Raw genomic sequence first — 17,058 nt, 5'->3', positions numbered from 1 at the left:
CGTTTCTCTCTGGTCTGTTCTGTCTGTCTTTTTTACCGCACGCGCGTACGCCGGCTGCGATACGTATCGAGCACGACCGCCACGACGATCACCGCGCCCGTGATGATCCGTTTGGTCGGCTCGTTCGCACCGATCTGCGCCAGCCCCGCGGCCAGCACGGAGATGATCAACACGCCGAAGAACGTGCTGATCACCGAGCCGCGCCCGCCCATCAGGCTCGTGCCGCCGATCACGACGGCGGCGATGACCTGCAGTTCGAGGCCCGCGCCCGCGTTCGGATCGGCCGCCTCGAGCCGCGAAATCTGGAACAGCGACGCGAGCCCCGCGAGCGCGCCCATCAGTGCGAATACGAGAATTTTATACGGCCGCGGGTTAACCCCTGCAAGTCGGACCGCTTCCTCGTTCGTGCCGATCCCGACCAGATAGCGTCCGAACACGGTGCGCGTGAGCACGAACTGGGCGGCGATCATCACCGCGACCGCGATCAGGAACGCCGGCGAGATGCCCAGCGCGATCGGGTTCGACAGGAAATCGAACGCGTCGCCAATATACGCGGTGCGCGAATTCGTCAGCTGGTACGCGAGGCCGCGCGCGGCCTCCAGCACGCCGAGCGACACGATGAACGACGGAATCCGCCAGCCGACCGTGACCGCGCCGGTCAGCGCGCCCGTCGCGGTCGCGACCGCGATCCCGATCAGCGCGGCCGGCAGCGGCCCCCACTGCCACTTCAGCGCGGCGACGCTGACCATCGACGCGGCGAGCGCGAGCACCGAGCCGACCGACAGGTCGATCCCGGCGATGATCAGCACGAAGGTCATGCCGACCGACATCACGACGAGATCGGGAATCTGGTTCGCGATCGTGCTGAACGTGTCGTAGGTCAGGAAATGCGAGCTCAGCGCCGAGAACAGCGCGATCATCGCGGCCAGCGCACCGGCGAGCCCGAGATAGTTCGACAGGCCGAGCCGCGTGCCGGACAGCGTGCGCGCGCGGCGCCCGGTCACGTCCTGCTGCGCGCCTGCGTCGGTCGGGGATACGGGAGGCTGGGTCATTGCTGTCGTCCTGTCGTCGAAGTGCCCGAAGCGGCGCCGCGCGCCTGCTCCGCGTCCGGATGCTGCATGGCGGCGGCCGGCGTCTCGCGGCCGAAGCCGGCGAATGCCGCGGCCAGCAGCGCATCCTGGGTCCAGTTGCCGCGCTCGAACACGGCGGTCATGCGCCCGGCCGACATCACGCCGATCCGGTCGCAGATCAGCATCAGCTCGCGCAGGTCGCTCGATACGACCACGAGCGCGCGGCCTTCGCGCGCGAGCGCGCCCATCAAAGTGTAGATCTCGAATTTGGCGCCGACGTCGATCCCGCGCGTCGGCTCGTCGAACAGCAGCACCCCCATGTCGCGCGCGAGCCAGCGGCCGATCACGACCTTCTGCTGGTTGCCGCCCGACAGCTCGCCGACCGCCTGCCCCGCGCCGTGCGTGCGGATCCGCAGCGCCTCGATCTGCTGCTCGGCGAGCGCCGTTTCGCGTGCGGAATCGACGATGCCGCCACGCGCGAGCTGGTCGAGCTGGCCGAGCGACACGTTCGCGGTGATCGACTGCGACAGCAGCAGCCCTTCCCCCTTGCGATCCTCGGTGATCAGCGCGATGCCCAGCTTCACCGCCTCGACGGGCGACGCGATCCGCGCCGGCTTCAGCGGCTGGCCGACCGCGATCGTCCCGACGTCCGGCGTATCGGCGCCGTAGATCAGCCGCAGCAGCTCGGTGCGCCCTGCGCCGATCAGCCCGGAGATGCCGAAGATCTCGCCCGCGCGCACCTCCAGCGACACGTCGCGCACGGCCGTCCCGCGCGTGAGGCCCGATACCGCGAGCCGCGGCGCGCCGAACCGGCGCTCGCCGAGATCGATGTGTTCGCCGATCTCGCGCCCGACCATCAGCGTGACGAGCCCGTCGGACGTCGTCGCCGCCATGTCGCCCGCATGCACGAGCCGGCCGTCGCGCAGCACCGCGACGCGCTCGGCGACGCGCGCGAGCTCTTCGAGCCGGTGCGAAATGTAGACGATCGCGACGCCGCGCGCCTTCAGCCGGTCGATCTGCTCGAACAGCAGCTCGACTTCGCGCGCGGTCAGCATCGCGGTCGGCTCGTCGAGAATCAGCACGCGGCAGTCGCCGATCAGGTTGCGGGCGATCTCCACCATCTGCTGGTGGCCGATGCCGAGCGCGCCGACCGGTGTATCGGGGTCGATCGCGTCGAGCCCGACCTGCGCCATCGCCGCGCGCGCGTCGCCACGCAGCCGCGCGCGATCGATGATGCCGAAGCGGCGCGGCAGGCGGTTCAGGAACAGGTTTTCGGCGACGGTCAGCGTCGGCAGCAGGTTCAGCTCCTGCATCACCATGCGCACGCCGAGCGCCTCGGCCTGCGTGCGACTCGCCGGCGCATAGGCCTCGCCGCCGAGCTGCATCGTACCGGTGGTCGGGTCGACGAGCCCGCCGATGATCTTCGACAGCGTGCTCTTGCCCGCGCCGTTCTCGCCGGTCAGCGCGAGCGCCTGGCCTGCATCGAGCGTCAGCGTGACGTCGGCGAGCACGGGTTCGGCATAGGTCTTGCCGATGCCGGAGACGGACAGCACGGGGTGGGCTGAACGGGAGGGTTGGAAGGTCGGTTCCATCGCGATCCTGATTGCGGCCGCGCGCACGCGGCGCGCGGGTATGACGCTCACAAGTGCATGTGCATGCAGTGGCCGTGATCGCGCTCACACCGGATAACGGCCGCCGCGCCGGATTCTTGAGGCCGGCGGCCGGACCGGTGCGGCGTTACTTCGTCACGAGATCCACCGGCGTCTCGACCACGCCGGACATGTCGGCCTGCTTGCGATGCTCGGCAATGGCCTTGAGCGCCGTGTCGATGCCGAACACGGCCTGCTTCGCCGCGTACTGGTCGGCGGTCGCGAGCACGCGGCCGTCCTTCAGCATCGGCTTGATCGCGTTGATGTTGTCGTAGCCGACCACGAGCACCTTGCCCTGCTTGCCGGCCGCGCGCACGGCTGACACGGCGCCGATCGCCATGTTGTCGTTGCCGCACAGCAGCGCCTTCAGGTTCGGGTATTCGTTGAGCATCGCGGCGGCCACCGCATTGCCCTTGTCGATCTCCCATTCGCCCGACTGCACCGACACGACCTTCATCCCGCCCGCCTTCATCGCGTCCTGGAAGCCGGCCGTGCGCTGCTGCGCGTTGGTGGTCGTCGACACGCCTTCGACGATGCCGACCTGGTCGCCCGCCTTCAGCCGCTTCGCGAGGTAATCGCCGATCTTGCGCGCGCCCTTGCGGTTGTCCGGGCCGACGAACGGCACGTTCAGGTTCTTCGACTTCAGCACGTCGGGATCGAGCCGGTTGTCGATGTTCACGACGACGATGCCGGCATCGACGGCCTTCTTCACGACCGGCACGAGCGCCTTCGAATCGGCCGGCGCGAGCACGATCGCGTCGACCTTCGACACGATCATCTGCTCGACGATGCGGATCTGGTTCGCGGTGTCGGTCTCGTCCTTGATGCCGTTCGTGATCAGGTCGAACTGGTTCGCGTTGTGTTTCTGGTATTCCTTCGCGCCCGTTTCCATGGTCAGGAAGAACTCGTTGGCGAGCGACTTCATCACGAGCGCGACCTTCGGCTTGACCGCGGACTGCGCGTGGACAACCGGTGCGGCGGCCACCGCGACGGCGGCGAGCGCGGCGGTCAGGAAGCGACGGCGAAAGCGGACATTCATACACATCTCCTGGCGACGGCCCGAAGGCCGGATTGTTGTTTTAATGTGAGCAAACGTTTGCGCCACACTACCCGAGCAATGGCCATCGATGCTGCTGTCGGTACCACGGAATGGAAGCGAGGCAGACGGCCGACTGCCTGGCGCGTGCTGTCGTCGACGCGCCACCGCCAGCGGAACGCCGGCGGAGTGAAGGCTATGCTGTACCGATTCGCTTCGGCGCGCAACCTGTCTGATCAATATTTAAGGGTTTATTCGGAGCGCGCGAGCGGGCTTCGCGACGCGCAAATGCGACACTCGCGACGGCGGCTCGCCGAAGCGCTCGCTTCGCGGGCGGCGGCCGATAATGGCGCGATTCGTCGTGGACAACGCGCTTCGCGCCGACGATATCGACGCGCAGCGCGCGGGCATTCGCCGTCGCGACCTGGCGCCGACCATGACGGAAGCGGCGAGTCGGACGGCGCTGTTGCGTGAATGGGGAAAGTGCCGGTTTCGTGTGCCGCGCCGAAGTTCGGCAGGTCGTTCCTGTTTTTCCGTTGGCGTGGGAACGTGTATCGATCGCCGTCTGGCGCGAAGCACCGGATCGAAAACCTCGGCCGAGGCTTCGATCGTGACGGCGCCTCCCCTGCCGCCGCCCGGTGCGTCGGACGGCAAGGTAAGCGTGGCGCGTGTCGCGCGGCATCCGCGGCATCCGCCCGGACGGCGCGCGACGCGCAATGGTCAGACGGCTTCGCGCAACAGCCCGGCGATTTCCGCTTCGTTCAGGTGCGGCGCGAACATTTCGATCAACCGGTACGCATACGCGCGCAGGAATGCGCCCTTGCGCAGCCCGACCCGTGTCGTGCTCGCCTCGAACAGGTGCTGCGTATCGAGCGCGACGAGCCCCGTGTCGCGCTGCGGGTCGTAGGCCATCGCCGCGACCACGCCGATCCCCATCCCGAGCTCGACGTAGGTCTTGATCACGTCCGCGTCGATCGCGGTCAGCACGACGTCGGGTACCGCGCCCGCCTGCGTGAATGCCTGGTCGATGTGCGAGCGGCCCGTGAAATCCTGGTCGTACGTGATGATCGGGTACTCGGCGATTTCCTCGAGCGTCAGGTTCTCGCGACCGACGAGCGGGTGGCCTTTCGGCACGACGACCGTGTGGTGCCACGAATAGCACGGGAACGTGACGATGTCCGGATAGCGGTCGAGCGCCTCGGTCGAGATGCCGAGATCGGCCTCGCCGTTCAGGATCATCTGCGCGATCTGCTGCGGGCTGCCCTGGCGCAGCGCGAGATGCACCTTCGGAAACACCTCGGTGAACTGCCGGATCACCTTCGGCAGCGCGTAGCGCGCCTGCGTGTGCGTCGTCGCGACGACGAGGTGGCCGCTGTCCTGATCGGCGAACTGGCGCGCGACGCGGCGCAGGTTCTCGGCGTCGAGCAGCATCCGCTCGATCAGCTGGTGCACGGCCTTGCCGGGCTCCGTGAGCCCCGTCAGCCGCTTGCCGCGCCGAATGAAGATGTCGACGCCCAGTTCATCCTCCAGATCCTTGATCTGTTTCGACACGCCCGACTGCGACGTGTACAGCACGTTCGCGACTTCGGTCAGGTTCATGTTCTGGCGCACCGCTTCGCGCACGAACCGCAATTGCTGAAAATTCATGGGTATGCCTCTTAGGCTGTCGTTGTTTGATTGTCGAATCGGAGCGAATCCCGCCCTTTGCCCCACATTGTCTCGTCAACGCGCGGGAAATACCCGCACGGCACGCGGCACGGCCGTCGCGCCGTCGCCGACCTGCAGCGAGAGCGCCCGCCAGGCGTCGCGGTCGAGTTCCGCCTCCAGCGCGCCGCCCGCGCGTGCCTCCAGCTCCACGCGCACCGAACCGCCGAGCGGAATCACGCGCCGCACGTCCACCGCGATGCCGTCGCGGTGCCCTTCGCCCGCCGGCCACAGCTGCAGATCGTGCGGCCGCACGTACGCATTCGCGGGGCCCGCGAAATCGGCGTCGACCTCGATCGGCGCAGCCGCGCCCTCGGCGACGAAGCCGCGCCCGGCGACCGTCCCCGGCAGCCGGTTCGCCGCGCCGAGAAACTCGTACACGAACGCGCTTTGCGGATGATCGTAGACGTCCTGCGGGCTGCCGACCTGCTCGACGTGGCCGCGGTTCAGCACGACGATCCGATCGGCCACCTCGAGCGCCTCTTCCTGATCGTGCGTGACGAAGATCGTCGAGATGTGCAAGTCGTCGTGCAGGCGACGCAGCCAGCCGCGCAGTTCCTTGCGGACCTTCGCGTCGAGCGCGCCGAACGGTTCGTCGAGCAGCAGCACCTTCGGCTCGACCGCGAGCGCGCGGGCGAGCGCGATGCGCTGGCGCTGGCCGCCCGACAGCTCGGACGGGTAACGCTGCGCGAGCCAGTCGAGCTGCACGAGCTTGAGCAGCTCGTGCACCTTCTCGCGAATCGCGGCTTCCGACGGCCGCTCGCGGCGCGGCTTCACGCGCAGCCCGAACGCGACGTTCTCGAACACGGTCATGTGGCGGAACAGCGCGTAGTGCTGGAACACGAAGCCGACCTGGCGGTCGCGCGCGCCGACCGACGCGACGTCGAGCCCCTGCAGCACGACCTGGCCGGCGTCCGCGTGCTCGAGGCCCGCGATCACGCGCAGCAGCGTGGTCTTGCCGCAGCCGGACGGCCCGAGCAGCGCGACCAGTTCGCCGGGCGGGAAGTCGAGCGATACGTTGTCGAGCGCCGTGAAATCGCCGAAGCGCTTCTGAAGGTTACGGACGGTGATACCCATTCTGGTTGCCTCTTTACGATTTCGACGAAACGGCGCCGACAGGGCCGGCATGTGCGGGAACGGCGTCGGCCAGTTCGGCGGCGAGATGACGCTCGGCGATCAGCTTCAGCGCGAGCGTGACGAGCGCGAGCAGCGCCAGCACCGACGCCACCGCGAACGCCGCCGCGAAGTTGTATTCGTTGTACAGAATCTCCACGTGCAGCGGCATCGTGTCGGTCACGCCGCGGATGTGGCCGGACACGACCGACACCGCGCCGAACTCGCCCATCGCGCGCGCATTGCACAGGATCACGCCGTACAGCAGGCCCCATTTCACGTTCGGCAGCGTCACGCGGCGGAAGATCTGCCAGCCCGACGCACCGAGCACGCGCGCCGCTTCTTCCTCGTCGGTGCCTTGCGCCTGCATCAGCGGAATCAGCTCGCGCGCGACGAACGGGAACGTGACGAAGATCGTCGCGAGCACGATGCCCGGCACCGCGAAGATGATCTGCACGTCGTGATCCTGCAGCCACGGCCCGAACCAGCCCTGCGCGCCGAACAGCAGCACGTACACGAGGCCGGAGATCACCGGCGACACCGAGAACGGCAGGTCGATCAGCGTCGTCAGCAGCGCCTTGCCGCGGAATTCGAACTTCGCGATCGCCCACGATGCGCATACGCCGAACACGAGGTTCAGCGGCACCGCGATCACGGCGACGGTCAGCGTCAGCTTGATCGCCGACCACGCATCGGGATCGGCCAGCGATTCGAGATAGAAGCCGACGCCCTTGCGCAACGCCTCGACGAACACCGCGGCGAGCGGCACGACGAGGAAGAACGCGAGGAACGCCAGCGCGATGCCCGTAAGCAGCCAGCGCACGACGCGCGACTCGCTGACAGGGTCGAGCCGCTTCGTGGCGCGCACGGCGGACGACGGGGTTTTCAGCACGACGGTGGCCTCCTGGCTCATTGCTGGCCTCCTGCCGCGACGGCGTTGACGGTGGCGGGCGCCGGACCGCTCGCGCCCTTGCTCGTCCTGCGCTGCAGATACCACTGCAGCGTGTTGATCAGCAGCAGCATCAGGAACGACACCACCAGCATGACGACCGCCAACGCGGTCGCGCCTGCGTAGTCGTACTGTTCGAGCTTCGTGATGATCAGCAGCGACGTGATCTCGGATTTCATCGGCACGTTGCCGGCGATGAAGATCACCGAACCGTATTCGCCGAGCGCACGCGCGAACGCGAGCGCGAAACCGGTGAGCAGTGCCGGCAGCACGGCCGGCAGCACGACACGGCGGAACGTCAGCCAGCGCGACGCGCCGAGGCACGCGGCGGCTTCTTCCTGCTCGCGCTCGAAATCCTCGAGCACCGGCTGCACGGTGCGCACGACGAACGGCAGCCCGATGAAGGTCAGCGCGACCAGCACGCCGGCCGGCGTGAACGCGATCTTGATGCCGAGCGGCGCGAGATACTGGCCGACCCAGCCGTTGGTCGCGTAGACGGCCGCGAGCGAGATGCCGGCAACCGACGTCGGCAGCGCGAACGGCAGGTCGACGACCGCATCGACGAGGCGCTTGAACGGGAACGTGTAGCGCACCAGCACCCACGCGACGAGAAAGCCGAACACGGCGTTGATCAGCGCGCCGCCGAGCGCGGCCGAGAACGTCAGCCGGTACGACGCGAGCACGCGGGGCGACGTGACGGCGGTGACGAACTGGTCCCACGACAGCGTCGCGGTCTTCAGGAACGTGGCGGCGAGCGGAATCAGCACCACGAGGCTCAAATAGGCCACCGTGATGCCGAGTGTCACGCCGAAACCGGGCAGCGCGCTCGGCTTGCGAAAGGTGTACGTCGTCATCGGATGCTCTTGCTGGGTCGATGCTGCTCACGGGTCCGACGCAAACGCCGGCGCAGTGCATCGCGCCGGCGGCCCGTCGGGGATGCGGCGCGCTGTCGTGGCGCGCCGCTTGGTCGTTATGGTGTGACTGCGTGCGTTACTGCGGCTTGTAGATCGAATCGAACACGCCGCCGTCCGCGAAATGCGTCTTCTGTGCATTCGTCCAGCCGCCGAACGTGTCGTCGACCGTGTACAGCTTCAGCTTCGGGAACTGCCTGGTCAGTTCAGCCGGCACGTTCTTCGAGCGCGGCCGGTAGTAGTTGCGCGCCGCGATTTCCTGGCCCTGCGGGCTATACAGGTAATTCAGGTACGCCTCCGCCAGCTTGCGCGTGCCCTTCTTGTCGACCACCTTGTCGACCACCGCGACGGGCGGCTCGGCCAGGATGCTCACCGACGGCACGACGATCTCGAACTTGTCGGTGCCGAATTCCTTGACCGACAGGAACGCCTCGTTCTCCCATGCGATCAGCACGTCGCCGATCCCGCGCTGCACGAAGCTCGTCGTCGCGCCCCGCGCGCCGGAATCGAGCACGCCCGCGTTCTTGTAGAGCTTCGTGACGAATTCCTTCGCCGTCTGCTCGTTGCCGCCCGGCTTGTGCAGCGCGTACGCCCATGCGGCCAGGTAGTTCCAGCGCGCGCCGCCGGACGTCTTCGGGTTCGGCGTGACGATCGAGATGCCCGGCTTGGTCAGGTCGTCCCAGTCCTTGATCCCCTTCGGATTGCCCTTGCGCACGAGGAACACGATCGTCGACGTGTACGGCGACGCGTTGTCGGGCAGGCGCTTCTGCCAATCCTTGTTCACGAGCCCCTTGTTCGCGAGCGCGTCGATGTCGTACGCCAGCGCCAGCGTGACGACGTCGGCCTGCAGGCCGTCGAGCACCGAGCGCGCCTGCGCGCCCGAACCGCCGTGCGACTGCTTGAAGTTGACGGTTTCCCCCGTCTTCGCCTTCCACTCCTTGCCGAACGCCTGGTTGAAATCCTGATACAGCTCGCGCGTCGGGTCGTACGACACGTTCAGGAAAGTCGTATCGGCCTGCGCATGCGTCGCGACGCCCAGCGCCGCCGCCGCGCCCAGCGCGAATGTTGCGATCAGGCGGCCCACTCCGCCCACCAGCCCCGTGTTGCGCTTGCCCATCCTTGGTTCTCCAGTGTTGTCGGTATTGCGATGTCGGGCCAGTCTATCGAACGGGTTACATGATTAAAAATAATCCTTCCTCATTTTTTAATACTCAAAAGTGCTAACGCATACGGGACGGACGGTTGCGGCGGACAAACCGGCGTCCGGGCGTCGCGAAATCGCGCCGGAATCGACGCGATCGCGTCGAACCTCAAGTAACACTTGAAATTCGCGAAGTACTGTATAAAAATACAGCTCACTGTCTATCCATACAGTTGAGCCATGACCAAACTCACCGCCCGTCAGCAGCAAGTGTTCGACTTGATCCGCCGCGCGATCGAGCGCTCCGGATTCCCGCCCACCCGTGCCGAGATCGCGGCCGAACTGGGCTTCAGCTCGCCGAATGCCGCCGAGGAGCACCTGCGTGCGCTGGCGCGCAAAGGCGTGATCGAGCTGGCCGCGGGCGCATCGCGCGGCATCCGGCTGCTCGGCATCGACGACGCCCCGCATCAGTTCACGCTGCCGCACGCCGGCCTGATGCAACTGTCGCTGCCGCTCGTCGGCCGCGTCGCGGCCGGTAGCCCGATCCTTGCGCAGGAGCACATCTCGCAGCACTACGCGTGCGATCCCGCGCTGTTCACCAGCAAGCCCGACTACCTGCTGAAGGTGCGCGGGCTGTCGATGCGCGACGCCGGCATTCTCGACGGCGACCTCCTCGCCGTGCAGAAGCGCACGGAAGCGAAGGACGGCCAGATCATCGTCGCGCGCCTGGGCGACGACGTCACGGTCAAGCGCCTGATGCGCCGGCCCGGCGGCCTCGAGCTGATCGCGGAGAACCCGGACTACGAAAACATCTTCGTCAAGGCCGGCAGCGCGGATTTCGCGCTGGAAGGCATCGCCGTCGGGCTGATCCGCTCGGGCGAACTCTGACATTCCGTCTCGTTAGGAGAACATCATGGAACGCCTTGCCCGCCTGCTGCCTTTCCGTCAATTCGGTCGCCTGCGTCATCTGCGCGGCCGCACGCCCTGCGCTCCGCTGTCCGCGGCGGCGCCCGTGCAAGAAGAAGTCGCAGTCGAACGGCAGGCGTCCCTGCTGCCGTCAGCGCTCCCCGCGTTCGCGCGCGTATCGCTGAACGCTGGCCTGAATCACGCGGAACCCGCGCGTCGCGCGCCGGTGCGCGTCTATCACGGTCGTTCGCGCCTGATCATGGTGGGCACGATCGACGCCGTTTGCCGGATGATCGATCGCTGCATCGCGGAGGAACGATCGGCCACGCCGGGCGGTCTCTGATTGCGGAACCTTCCCGCACCGGAGGCAACGTGACTGGTTCGTCGCGCCGTGCATGGCGACTCAAGCCCCTGTTGATCGTCGCGCTCGTCGTCGCTGTTATTGCGGCGCTCGGCTATGGGTACGCGTCGCCGTATGTCGCGCTCGGCCGCCTGAAATCGGCGATCGATGCGCGCGACGCGCAGGCGATCAGCGAATATGTGGACTTTCCGTCGCTGCGCATCAGCCTGAAGCAGCAGGTCACGGAAGAATTGATGCGCCGCGTCGACGCCGTAAAAAAGGACAATCCGTTCGCGGTGATCGGCGCACTGATCGGGTCCGCGCTGATCGGCCCGCTCGTCGATGCGTACGCGACCCCGGAAGGCGTCGCCGCGCTGATGAGTGGATTGCCGCCGCGCGGCAATCCGGGCGAGCGTCCGCCTGACTGGTCGAATCAGCCGCCGGCGGGCAATGCGCCCGGCAACACGCCTGGCGCGCCACCCGCCCATCCGGCGCCGGCAAGTAACAGCGTACCGGGCGGCACCGCGGCCGCTTCGGCGGCATCGTCGCCGGCCCCCGCACCGGCCGCACCGGCCAGCCCAAGCGAAGCAACGCAAGCGCCGCGCCAGCAACAAACCAGCGCGGGCTACCGAAATATCGATGAATTCGTCGTCACGTATCAGCGCGGCGCCGACGGCACGCGCTACGCGGCGATCTTTCACCGCTTCGGGCTGTTCTCGTGGAAATTGTCCGGGATCGACCTGCATGCATAGCAGGCCGCGCTGGACGCCCGCTCCGCCGATCCAGCGCGAGCCTGACCGGCATGCATCGCCGGTCAGGTCGTCATCCAGTCTTTAGATCATTGGCCGGTCGCCATGGCCGCCTCGCGCTCGCGCGCGATTTCGGCCTTCTGCTCTTCCGCCGACGAACACGCCACCAGAATGCTGCAGTTCACGCGATCGAGCAGTTGCGTATTGCCCGAGCCCATCCACCATCTCGACAATCCGCTGCGGCACCGGTGGCCGACGACGACGAGGTCGACCTTCAGCTCCGACGCGAGATTCGCGATTTCGTCGATCGGATAACCGAAGGCGAAATGGCCCTCGGCTTGCACACCGCGCTCGCGCAGCCAGTTCACGCCTTCCTGCAGGATTTCGCGCGCGGTTTCCTCGAAGCGGCCGCATGCGACATCGGTCAGCAAGCCGGCGCTTTGCGCAATGCTCGAACGCATGTCGACGACCGACAGCAAATGCGTTTCCGCCTTCAGGTCCATTGCGAGATTGGCTCCGCAGCGTAGTGCCTTGCGCCCTTCGAGCGTGCCGTCGTAACACAGCAAAATCTTGTTGTAGCTAGCCATGAAGCCTCCCTATCGCGACAACGAGCCGACGCATTCATCATGGTGCGCCGCAATTCAGGACGCAAGGGATGGAAAACGCTGATTCGCCCCGCGTCGCGCGTGCGCGATGATGCGGTGCATGATCGGTGCGCACATGCATCGCACCGGGCGGGCGTGCCCTGAAGCGACGCAGCCGATGCACTAGAATGGCCCATTCGTACACCAGCGAGCCGCGTCGCGCCGGCATCGTGCGCTTCGGTCACGCCCGTGTGACACGGATTCGCGCGATCCGTTCGGAAACCGGCCACGCACGGGGCAGCAGCACACGCCCGCTTACAACGACAAGCGCCCATGTCCGTCGCACCGATCGATTTCCGCAACGTCGAAAAACGCTATGGCGACAAGCTCGTCGTCAACGGCCTGTCCTTCCACGTGAAGGCCGGCGAATGCTATGGCCTGCTCGGCCCGAACGGCGCCGGCAAGACCACGACGCTGAAGATGCTGCTCGGCCTCGCGCATCCCGATGCCGGCACCATTTCGCTGTGCGGCGAACCGGTTCCATCGCGTGCCCGACATGCACGCCAGCGCGTCGGCGTCGTCCCGCAGTTCGACAATCTCGATCCGGACTTCACGGTCCGGGAAAACCTGCTCGTGTTCAGCCGCTATTTCGGGATGTCGGCGCAGGCGGCACGCGCGCTCGTGCCGCCGCTGCTCGAATTCGCGAAGCTCGAGAACAAGGCCGATGCGAAGGTGGGCGAGTTGTCGGGCGGCATGAAGCGTCGCCTCACGCTCGCCCGCGCGCTCGTCAACGATCCCGACGTGCTCGTGCTCGACGAGCCGACGACGGGTCTCGATCCGCAGGCGCGGCATCTGATGTGGGAGCGGCTGCGTTCGCTGCTCGCGCGCGACAAGACGATCCTGATCACCACGCATTTCATGGAAGAAGCCGAGCGTCTGTGCGATCGGCTGTGCGTGATCGAAGAAGGCCGCAAGATCGCCGAAGGCGCGCCGCATGCCCTGATCGCATCGGAGATCGGTTGCGACGTGATCGAGATCTACGGGCCCGATCCGGCCGCGCTGCGCGACGAGTTGTCGGCCTTCGCGAAGCGCACCGAGATCAGCGGCGAAACGCTGTTCTGCTATGTGACCGACCCCGAACCGCTCAGCGCGCGCCTCAAGGGCCGCACGGGGTTGCGCTATCTGCATCGCCCGGCCAATCTGGAAGATGTGTTCCTGCGGCTCACCGGCCGCGAGATGCAGGACTGAACGACCATGGACGTCCGCAACTATTCCGCCACCACGCCGTCGGCCCCGCCGCGCGAATCACGCTTCGCGATCGCGATGCCGGCCAATGCAGGCAACTGGGTCGCCGTCTGGCGACGCAACTACCTCGTGTGGCGCAAGCTCGCGCTCGCGTCGATGTTCGGCAATCTTGCCGATCCGATGATCTATCTGTTCGGGCTGGGTTTCGGGCTCGGCCTGATGCTCGGCCATGTCGACGGCGTGTCGTATATCGCATTCCTCGCGGCCGGCACGGTCGGCTCGAGCGTGATGATGTCCGCGAGCTTCGAGTCGATGTATTCGGGTTTCTCGCGGATGCACGTGCAGCGCACGTGGGAAGCGATCATGCATACGCCGCTCGCGCTCGGTGACATCGTGCTCGGCGAAATCGTCTGGGCGGCCAGCAAGGCGATGCTGTCGGGGGGCGCGATCATGCTCGTCGCGGGCGTGCTCGGCTATGCACGCTTTCCGTCGATGCTCGCGGTGCTGCCGGTGATCGCGCTGGCCGGCCTCGCGTTCGCCAGCATCGCGATGATCGTCACGGCGCTCGCGCCATCCTACGATTTCTTCATGTTCTATCAGACGCTCGTGCTGACGCCGATGCTGCTGCTGTCGGGCGTGTTCTTCCCGATCACGCAGTTGCCGCCGATCGCGCAGCATGCGGCGCAGGCGCTGCCGCTCGCGAATGCGGTCGAGTTGATCCGGCCCGCGATGCTCGGCCGGCCGGCGACCGACATCGCGCTGCACGTCGCGGTGCTCGCCGGCTACGCGGTCGGCGGATTCCTGCTGTCCGCGTGGCTGTTCCGGCGGCGGATGATGCGCTGACGGCCGGCGCGTCGGGCACCAGGCACCGGCCGCCGGCCGCCGGCCAAATGCGACGACGTTACTCGTCGTCGTCGCTCCACGGAATTTCGACGTCGGTCAGGAACGCGACGGTCGCGAGCGGGCCGCCTTCGTGGCGGCCGAGCTTGCCGTCCGCGCGATGCCATTCCACGCGGAACTGCGTGCCCGGATCGTCGGCCACCAGATACACCGTGCGCAGCTCTTCCTTGTCGGCTTCGTCCACCGGGCCGTCGAACGACACCAGCATCTTCTGCGGCCACAGGCCGTTGACGGGATCGTAAATGCGATCGCCCTGCGGAATGTCGATGCTGGCCTCGACACCGATCGTTGCGGAGGCCTCGATGATCATCGTGCCGAGTGCCTGCAGTACGGCCGTCGCCCGCGCGGAATTGGCCTGACGAATCGCGAGATCGCCGCGCGTCAGCGCCTTTTCGAGTCGAGGATGAATCTTCGGTTGGGTCATGCGTTTTCCTGTTTGCTTCTTGTAAAGGGCGCCGCACGCATGAAGCGGCGGCGCCGGGTGAATACGACGATGGCGCGCGACGGGCGCGCCGTTGCGCGCGTCAGAACCCGAACGCGATCGCGAGCAAGCCGCTCACGATCCCGAATACGACGACGAGCGTCGCGACGATCGCCAGCATGTACGGCTTGAACGAACGCGCGAGCATCGCGAGCGACGGCACGCTGATCGGCGGCAGCGTCATCAGCAGCGCGGCGGCCGGACCGACGCCCATGCCGAGCGACAGCATCGCCTGGATGATCGGCACCTCGCCCGCGGTCGGAATCACGAACAACATGCCCGCGACCGCGAATGCGACGATCCAGCCGAGCTGATTGCCGATGTCCGGGCCGATATGCGGAAACAGCCAGGCGCGCGCGGCGCCGAGCAGCAGCACGAGCACGATGTATTCGGGCACGAGCCGCACGGCCATGCGTGCGAGCAGCTTCATCCAGCGGACGAACGGATTGCCGGCCGCGGCCTGTTCGGCCGCCAGCGCGGCAAGCTGCGCATCGTCGATGCTGCGGTCTTCGGGACGTGCGATGCGATTCAGCAGATAGCCGATCCCGAACACCATCGCGATGCCGAGCACGAGGCGCAGCGCGCTCCAGTGCCAGCCGAGCACGAAGCCCATGAACACCAGCGCCGCCGGGTTCAGCACCGTGTTGCCGAGCCAGAACGCGACCGCGCCGCCCGGCGACGCATGACGCGCACGCAGGCCCGCGACGACCGGCGCCGCGCAGCACGTGCACATCATCCCGGGCAGCGACAGCAGCCCGCCCGCGGCGACACTGCCGAAACCCGTGCGACCGAGCACGCGCGCCACCCAGTGCGCGGGCAGCAGCGCCTGCACGGCCGAGCCGAGCAGCAGGCCCAGTACCATCGCCTGCCAGATCGCCTTGCCGTATGCCCACGCGTAGTCGAGCGCTGCCTTCAGCGACGGCTCGGGCGCGGCCGCCGACGTGCCCATCAGGATCGACTGGCCGATCGAATGGTGCTCGGCGGCAACGAACGCCTTGTTGTAGTACGGAAACCATTTTACGTAGAACAGTCCCGCGACCGCGATCAGCAGGAAGGTCATCCAGCCGAGGGCCGGGTTGGGTTGGGTGCGTGTGGTCGTCATCGTGTGATGGTCGTCGAGTGGTTTTTATCGATTCCGGATGTCGTGCCGGCCGCAAATGCGGCCGATGCGGGCAGCCCGGCTTGCGCGAGTTCGGCCAGCAGCGTGCGCGCCTGATCGTGAACGTCGGCCGCGTTGGGCCGGAACGTGAACGTCAGCGCCCGGTTCGGCTTGTTGTACGTCGCGCGGTAAGTGCGCGCATAGGCGGGATCGTAATGCCTGTCGATCAGTTCGGTGAACAATTCGGCTCGCGCGCCGGCATCGATCAGCCCCTTCCAGCGCGTCACCTCTTCGCGGCTGTGCAGGCCGATCAGCCGATGAAGCTGCGCCTTGAACGCGTCCGGCGCGTCGAACAGATGGGCGTAATCGTCGAGAAGGAACGCGATCCGCTCGTCGTGGGCGGCTTCGACCTGAACCCACGGCCCCGCGTGAAACGCCTCGATCAGCGCGATCGGCAACTGCACGAGCCCGATCCTGCGGCTTTCCGACTCGACGAACACCGGCCATTGGGGGTCGAAGCGTCCGAGCGCCTCGACGAGCCCCGAATCGAAGCCCTTCTGCGCCGGCTGCGGCTTGCCCGGCAGCGCGCCGAGCAGCGAGCCGCGATGACACGCGAGCGCTTCCAGGTCGAGCGTCTGCGCGCCCACGTCGCGCAGCGCGTTCAGCAGGCGCGTCTTGCCGCAGCCCGTATGGCCGACGAGCGCGATGTAGCGAAAGCGCGTAGGCAGCGAATCGAGCGTCGCGAACACCGACCGGCGGTACGCCTTGTAGCCGCCGTCGAGCTGGCGCGCCTTCCAGCCGATCAGGTTGAACCAGGTCGTCATCGAGCCCGAACGCTTGCCGCCGCGCCAGCAGTAGATCAGCGGCCGCCAGTTGCGCGGACGGTCCGCGAACGTCGTGTCGAGATGGCGCGCGATGTTGCGCGCCACCATTGCCGCGCCGACGCGCGTCGCCTCGTACGGCGACACCTGCCGGTACATCGTGCCGACGAGCACGCGCTCTTCGTTGCCGAGCACGGGCGCGTTCAGCGCGCCGGGGATATGGTCCTCGGCGAACTCGAGCGGCGTGCGCACGTCGATGATCTCGTCGAACTCGCCGGCGCGATCGAGGGTGACAATCAGGTTCTTCAATTTGGCGTCGAACAGGGGCGATGCGGCTCGAGAAGCCGCATGGGCGCGGAA

Annotated in this window: 17 protein-coding genes; 5 read left to right on the top strand and 12 right to left on the bottom strand. The window is 67.1% G+C overall.

Annotated features, from left to right (window positions below; translation table 11 throughout):
• Window positions 1-32: 32 nt before the first annotated feature.
• From LGM42_RS05635 to LGM42_RS05600, 8 genes are all read right to left on the bottom strand, one after another.
• Window positions 33-1,052, bottom strand: a complete 1,020-nt coding sequence (locus tag LGM42_RS05635; protein WP_059584134.1) for an ABC transporter permease — start codon at window positions 1,050-1,052, stop codon at window positions 33-35.
• Window positions 1,049-2,662 carry a sugar ABC transporter ATP-binding protein gene (locus tag LGM42_RS05630; RefSeq protein WP_226231748.1) on the bottom strand — a complete coding sequence of 538 codons (1,614 nt, stop codon included), beginning with the start codon at window positions 2,660-2,662 and terminating at the stop codon, window positions 1,049-1,051. Before LGM42_RS05630 ends, LGM42_RS05635 begins: the two co-directional genes overlap by 4 nt.
• Window positions 2,663-2,807: 145 nt before the next feature.
• Window positions 2,808-3,758 (bottom strand): sugar ABC transporter substrate-binding protein, encoded by a 951-nt coding sequence (locus LGM42_RS05625; RefSeq protein WP_226231747.1) that lies wholly within the window; start codon window positions 3,756-3,758, stop codon window positions 2,808-2,810.
• A gap of 717 nt (window positions 3,759-4,475) precedes the next feature.
• Entirely contained in the window at window positions 4,476-5,402 is a 927-nt protein-coding gene (locus LGM42_RS05620; protein WP_034186954.1) for a CysB family HTH-type transcriptional regulator, read from the bottom strand.
• Between the two features lie 75 nt (window positions 5,403-5,477).
• Complete coding sequence (locus LGM42_RS05615) at window positions 5,478-6,536, bottom strand: sulfate/molybdate ABC transporter ATP-binding protein (RefSeq protein WP_012328435.1); 1,059 nt, start codon at window positions 6,534-6,536, stop codon at window positions 5,478-5,480.
• A gap of 13 nt (window positions 6,537-6,549) precedes the next feature.
• On the bottom strand, window positions 6,550-7,485 hold the full coding sequence (cysW, locus tag LGM42_RS05610) for a sulfate ABC transporter permease subunit CysW (RefSeq protein ID WP_059584141.1): 936 nt from the start codon (window positions 7,483-7,485) through the stop codon (window positions 6,550-6,552).
• Window positions 7,482-8,375: a sulfate ABC transporter permease subunit CysT gene (gene cysT, locus LGM42_RS05605; protein WP_046545642.1), complete on the bottom strand. Its 894-nt coding sequence runs from the start codon at window positions 8,373-8,375 to the stop codon at window positions 7,482-7,484. The genes cysW and cysT overlap by 4 nt, the downstream gene beginning before the upstream one ends.
• Before the next feature lie 136 nt (window positions 8,376-8,511).
• On the bottom strand, window positions 8,512-9,549 hold the full coding sequence (locus LGM42_RS05600) for a sulfate ABC transporter substrate-binding protein (RefSeq protein ID WP_059584143.1): 1,038 nt from the start codon (window positions 9,547-9,549) through the stop codon (window positions 8,512-8,514).
• A 264-nt stretch (window positions 9,550-9,813) separates the two neighbouring features.
• Here LGM42_RS05600 and lexA point away from each other — a divergent pair, with 264 nt between their 5' ends.
• The 3 genes from lexA to LGM42_RS05585 are packed head-to-tail and all read left to right on the top strand — an operon-like array spanning window position 9,814 to window position 11,571.
• Window positions 9,814-10,461: a transcriptional repressor LexA gene (lexA, locus tag LGM42_RS05595; protein ID WP_006476077.1), complete on the top strand. Its 648-nt coding sequence runs from the start codon at window positions 9,814-9,816 to the stop codon at window positions 10,459-10,461.
• A gap of 25 nt (window positions 10,462-10,486) precedes the next feature.
• Window positions 10,487-10,822: a hypothetical protein gene (locus tag LGM42_RS05590; RefSeq protein WP_006476078.1), complete on the top strand. Its 336-nt coding sequence runs from the start codon at window positions 10,487-10,489 to the stop codon at window positions 10,820-10,822.
• Between the two features lie 29 nt (window positions 10,823-10,851).
• Window positions 10,852-11,571, top strand: coding sequence for a DUF2939 domain-containing protein (locus LGM42_RS05585; RefSeq protein WP_060318412.1), 720 nt, complete (start codon window positions 10,852-10,854; stop codon window positions 11,569-11,571).
• 86 nt (window positions 11,572-11,657) lie between these two features.
• Here the strand turns inward: LGM42_RS05585 and LGM42_RS05580 are convergent, their stop codons facing one another.
• Window positions 11,658-12,155, bottom strand: coding sequence for a universal stress protein (locus tag LGM42_RS05580; protein ID WP_059584146.1), 498 nt, complete (start codon window positions 12,153-12,155; stop codon window positions 11,658-11,660).
• Window positions 12,156-12,485: 330 nt separating this feature from the next.
• On the opposite strand from LGM42_RS05580, the gene nodI reads away from it, so the two are divergent.
• Window positions 12,486-13,400 (top strand): nodulation factor ABC transporter ATP-binding protein NodI, encoded by a 915-nt coding sequence (gene nodI, locus LGM42_RS05575; RefSeq protein ID WP_059638668.1) that lies wholly within the window; start codon window positions 12,486-12,488, stop codon window positions 13,398-13,400.
• A gap of 6 nt (window positions 13,401-13,406) precedes the next feature.
• Complete coding sequence (locus LGM42_RS05570) at window positions 13,407-14,240, top strand: ABC transporter permease (RefSeq protein ID WP_059638670.1); 834 nt, start codon at window positions 13,407-13,409, stop codon at window positions 14,238-14,240.
• A 58-nt stretch (window positions 14,241-14,298) separates the two neighbouring features.
• Here LGM42_RS05570 and LGM42_RS05565 read toward each other — a convergent pair whose 3' ends face one another.
• The 3 genes from LGM42_RS05565 to mnmH all read right to left on the bottom strand — a co-directional run bounded on the left by LGM42_RS05565 (window position 14,299) and on the right by mnmH (window position 17,007).
• On the bottom strand, window positions 14,299-14,721 hold the full coding sequence (locus tag LGM42_RS05565) for a hypothetical protein (protein ID WP_060318409.1): 423 nt from the start codon (window positions 14,719-14,721) through the stop codon (window positions 14,299-14,301).
• A 100-nt stretch (window positions 14,722-14,821) separates the two neighbouring features.
• Window positions 14,822-15,880 (bottom strand): permease, encoded by a 1,059-nt coding sequence (locus LGM42_RS05560; protein WP_060318405.1) that lies wholly within the window; start codon window positions 15,878-15,880, stop codon window positions 14,822-14,824.
• Window positions 15,877-17,007: a tRNA 2-selenouridine(34) synthase MnmH gene (gene mnmH / locus LGM42_RS05555; protein ID WP_226231746.1), complete on the bottom strand. Its 1,131-nt coding sequence runs from the start codon at window positions 17,005-17,007 to the stop codon at window positions 15,877-15,879. The genes LGM42_RS05560 and mnmH overlap by 4 nt, the downstream gene beginning before the upstream one ends.
• Window positions 17,008-17,058: the final 51 nt, after the last annotated feature.

The organism is Burkholderia sp. AU39826, from assembly GCF_020419965.1.
GTDB lineage: Bacteria > Pseudomonadota > Gammaproteobacteria > Burkholderiales > Burkholderiaceae > Burkholderia > Burkholderia semiarida.
Note: the sequence above shows the minus strand (reverse complement) of the source record. Positions and strands in the feature narration are given on the sequence as shown.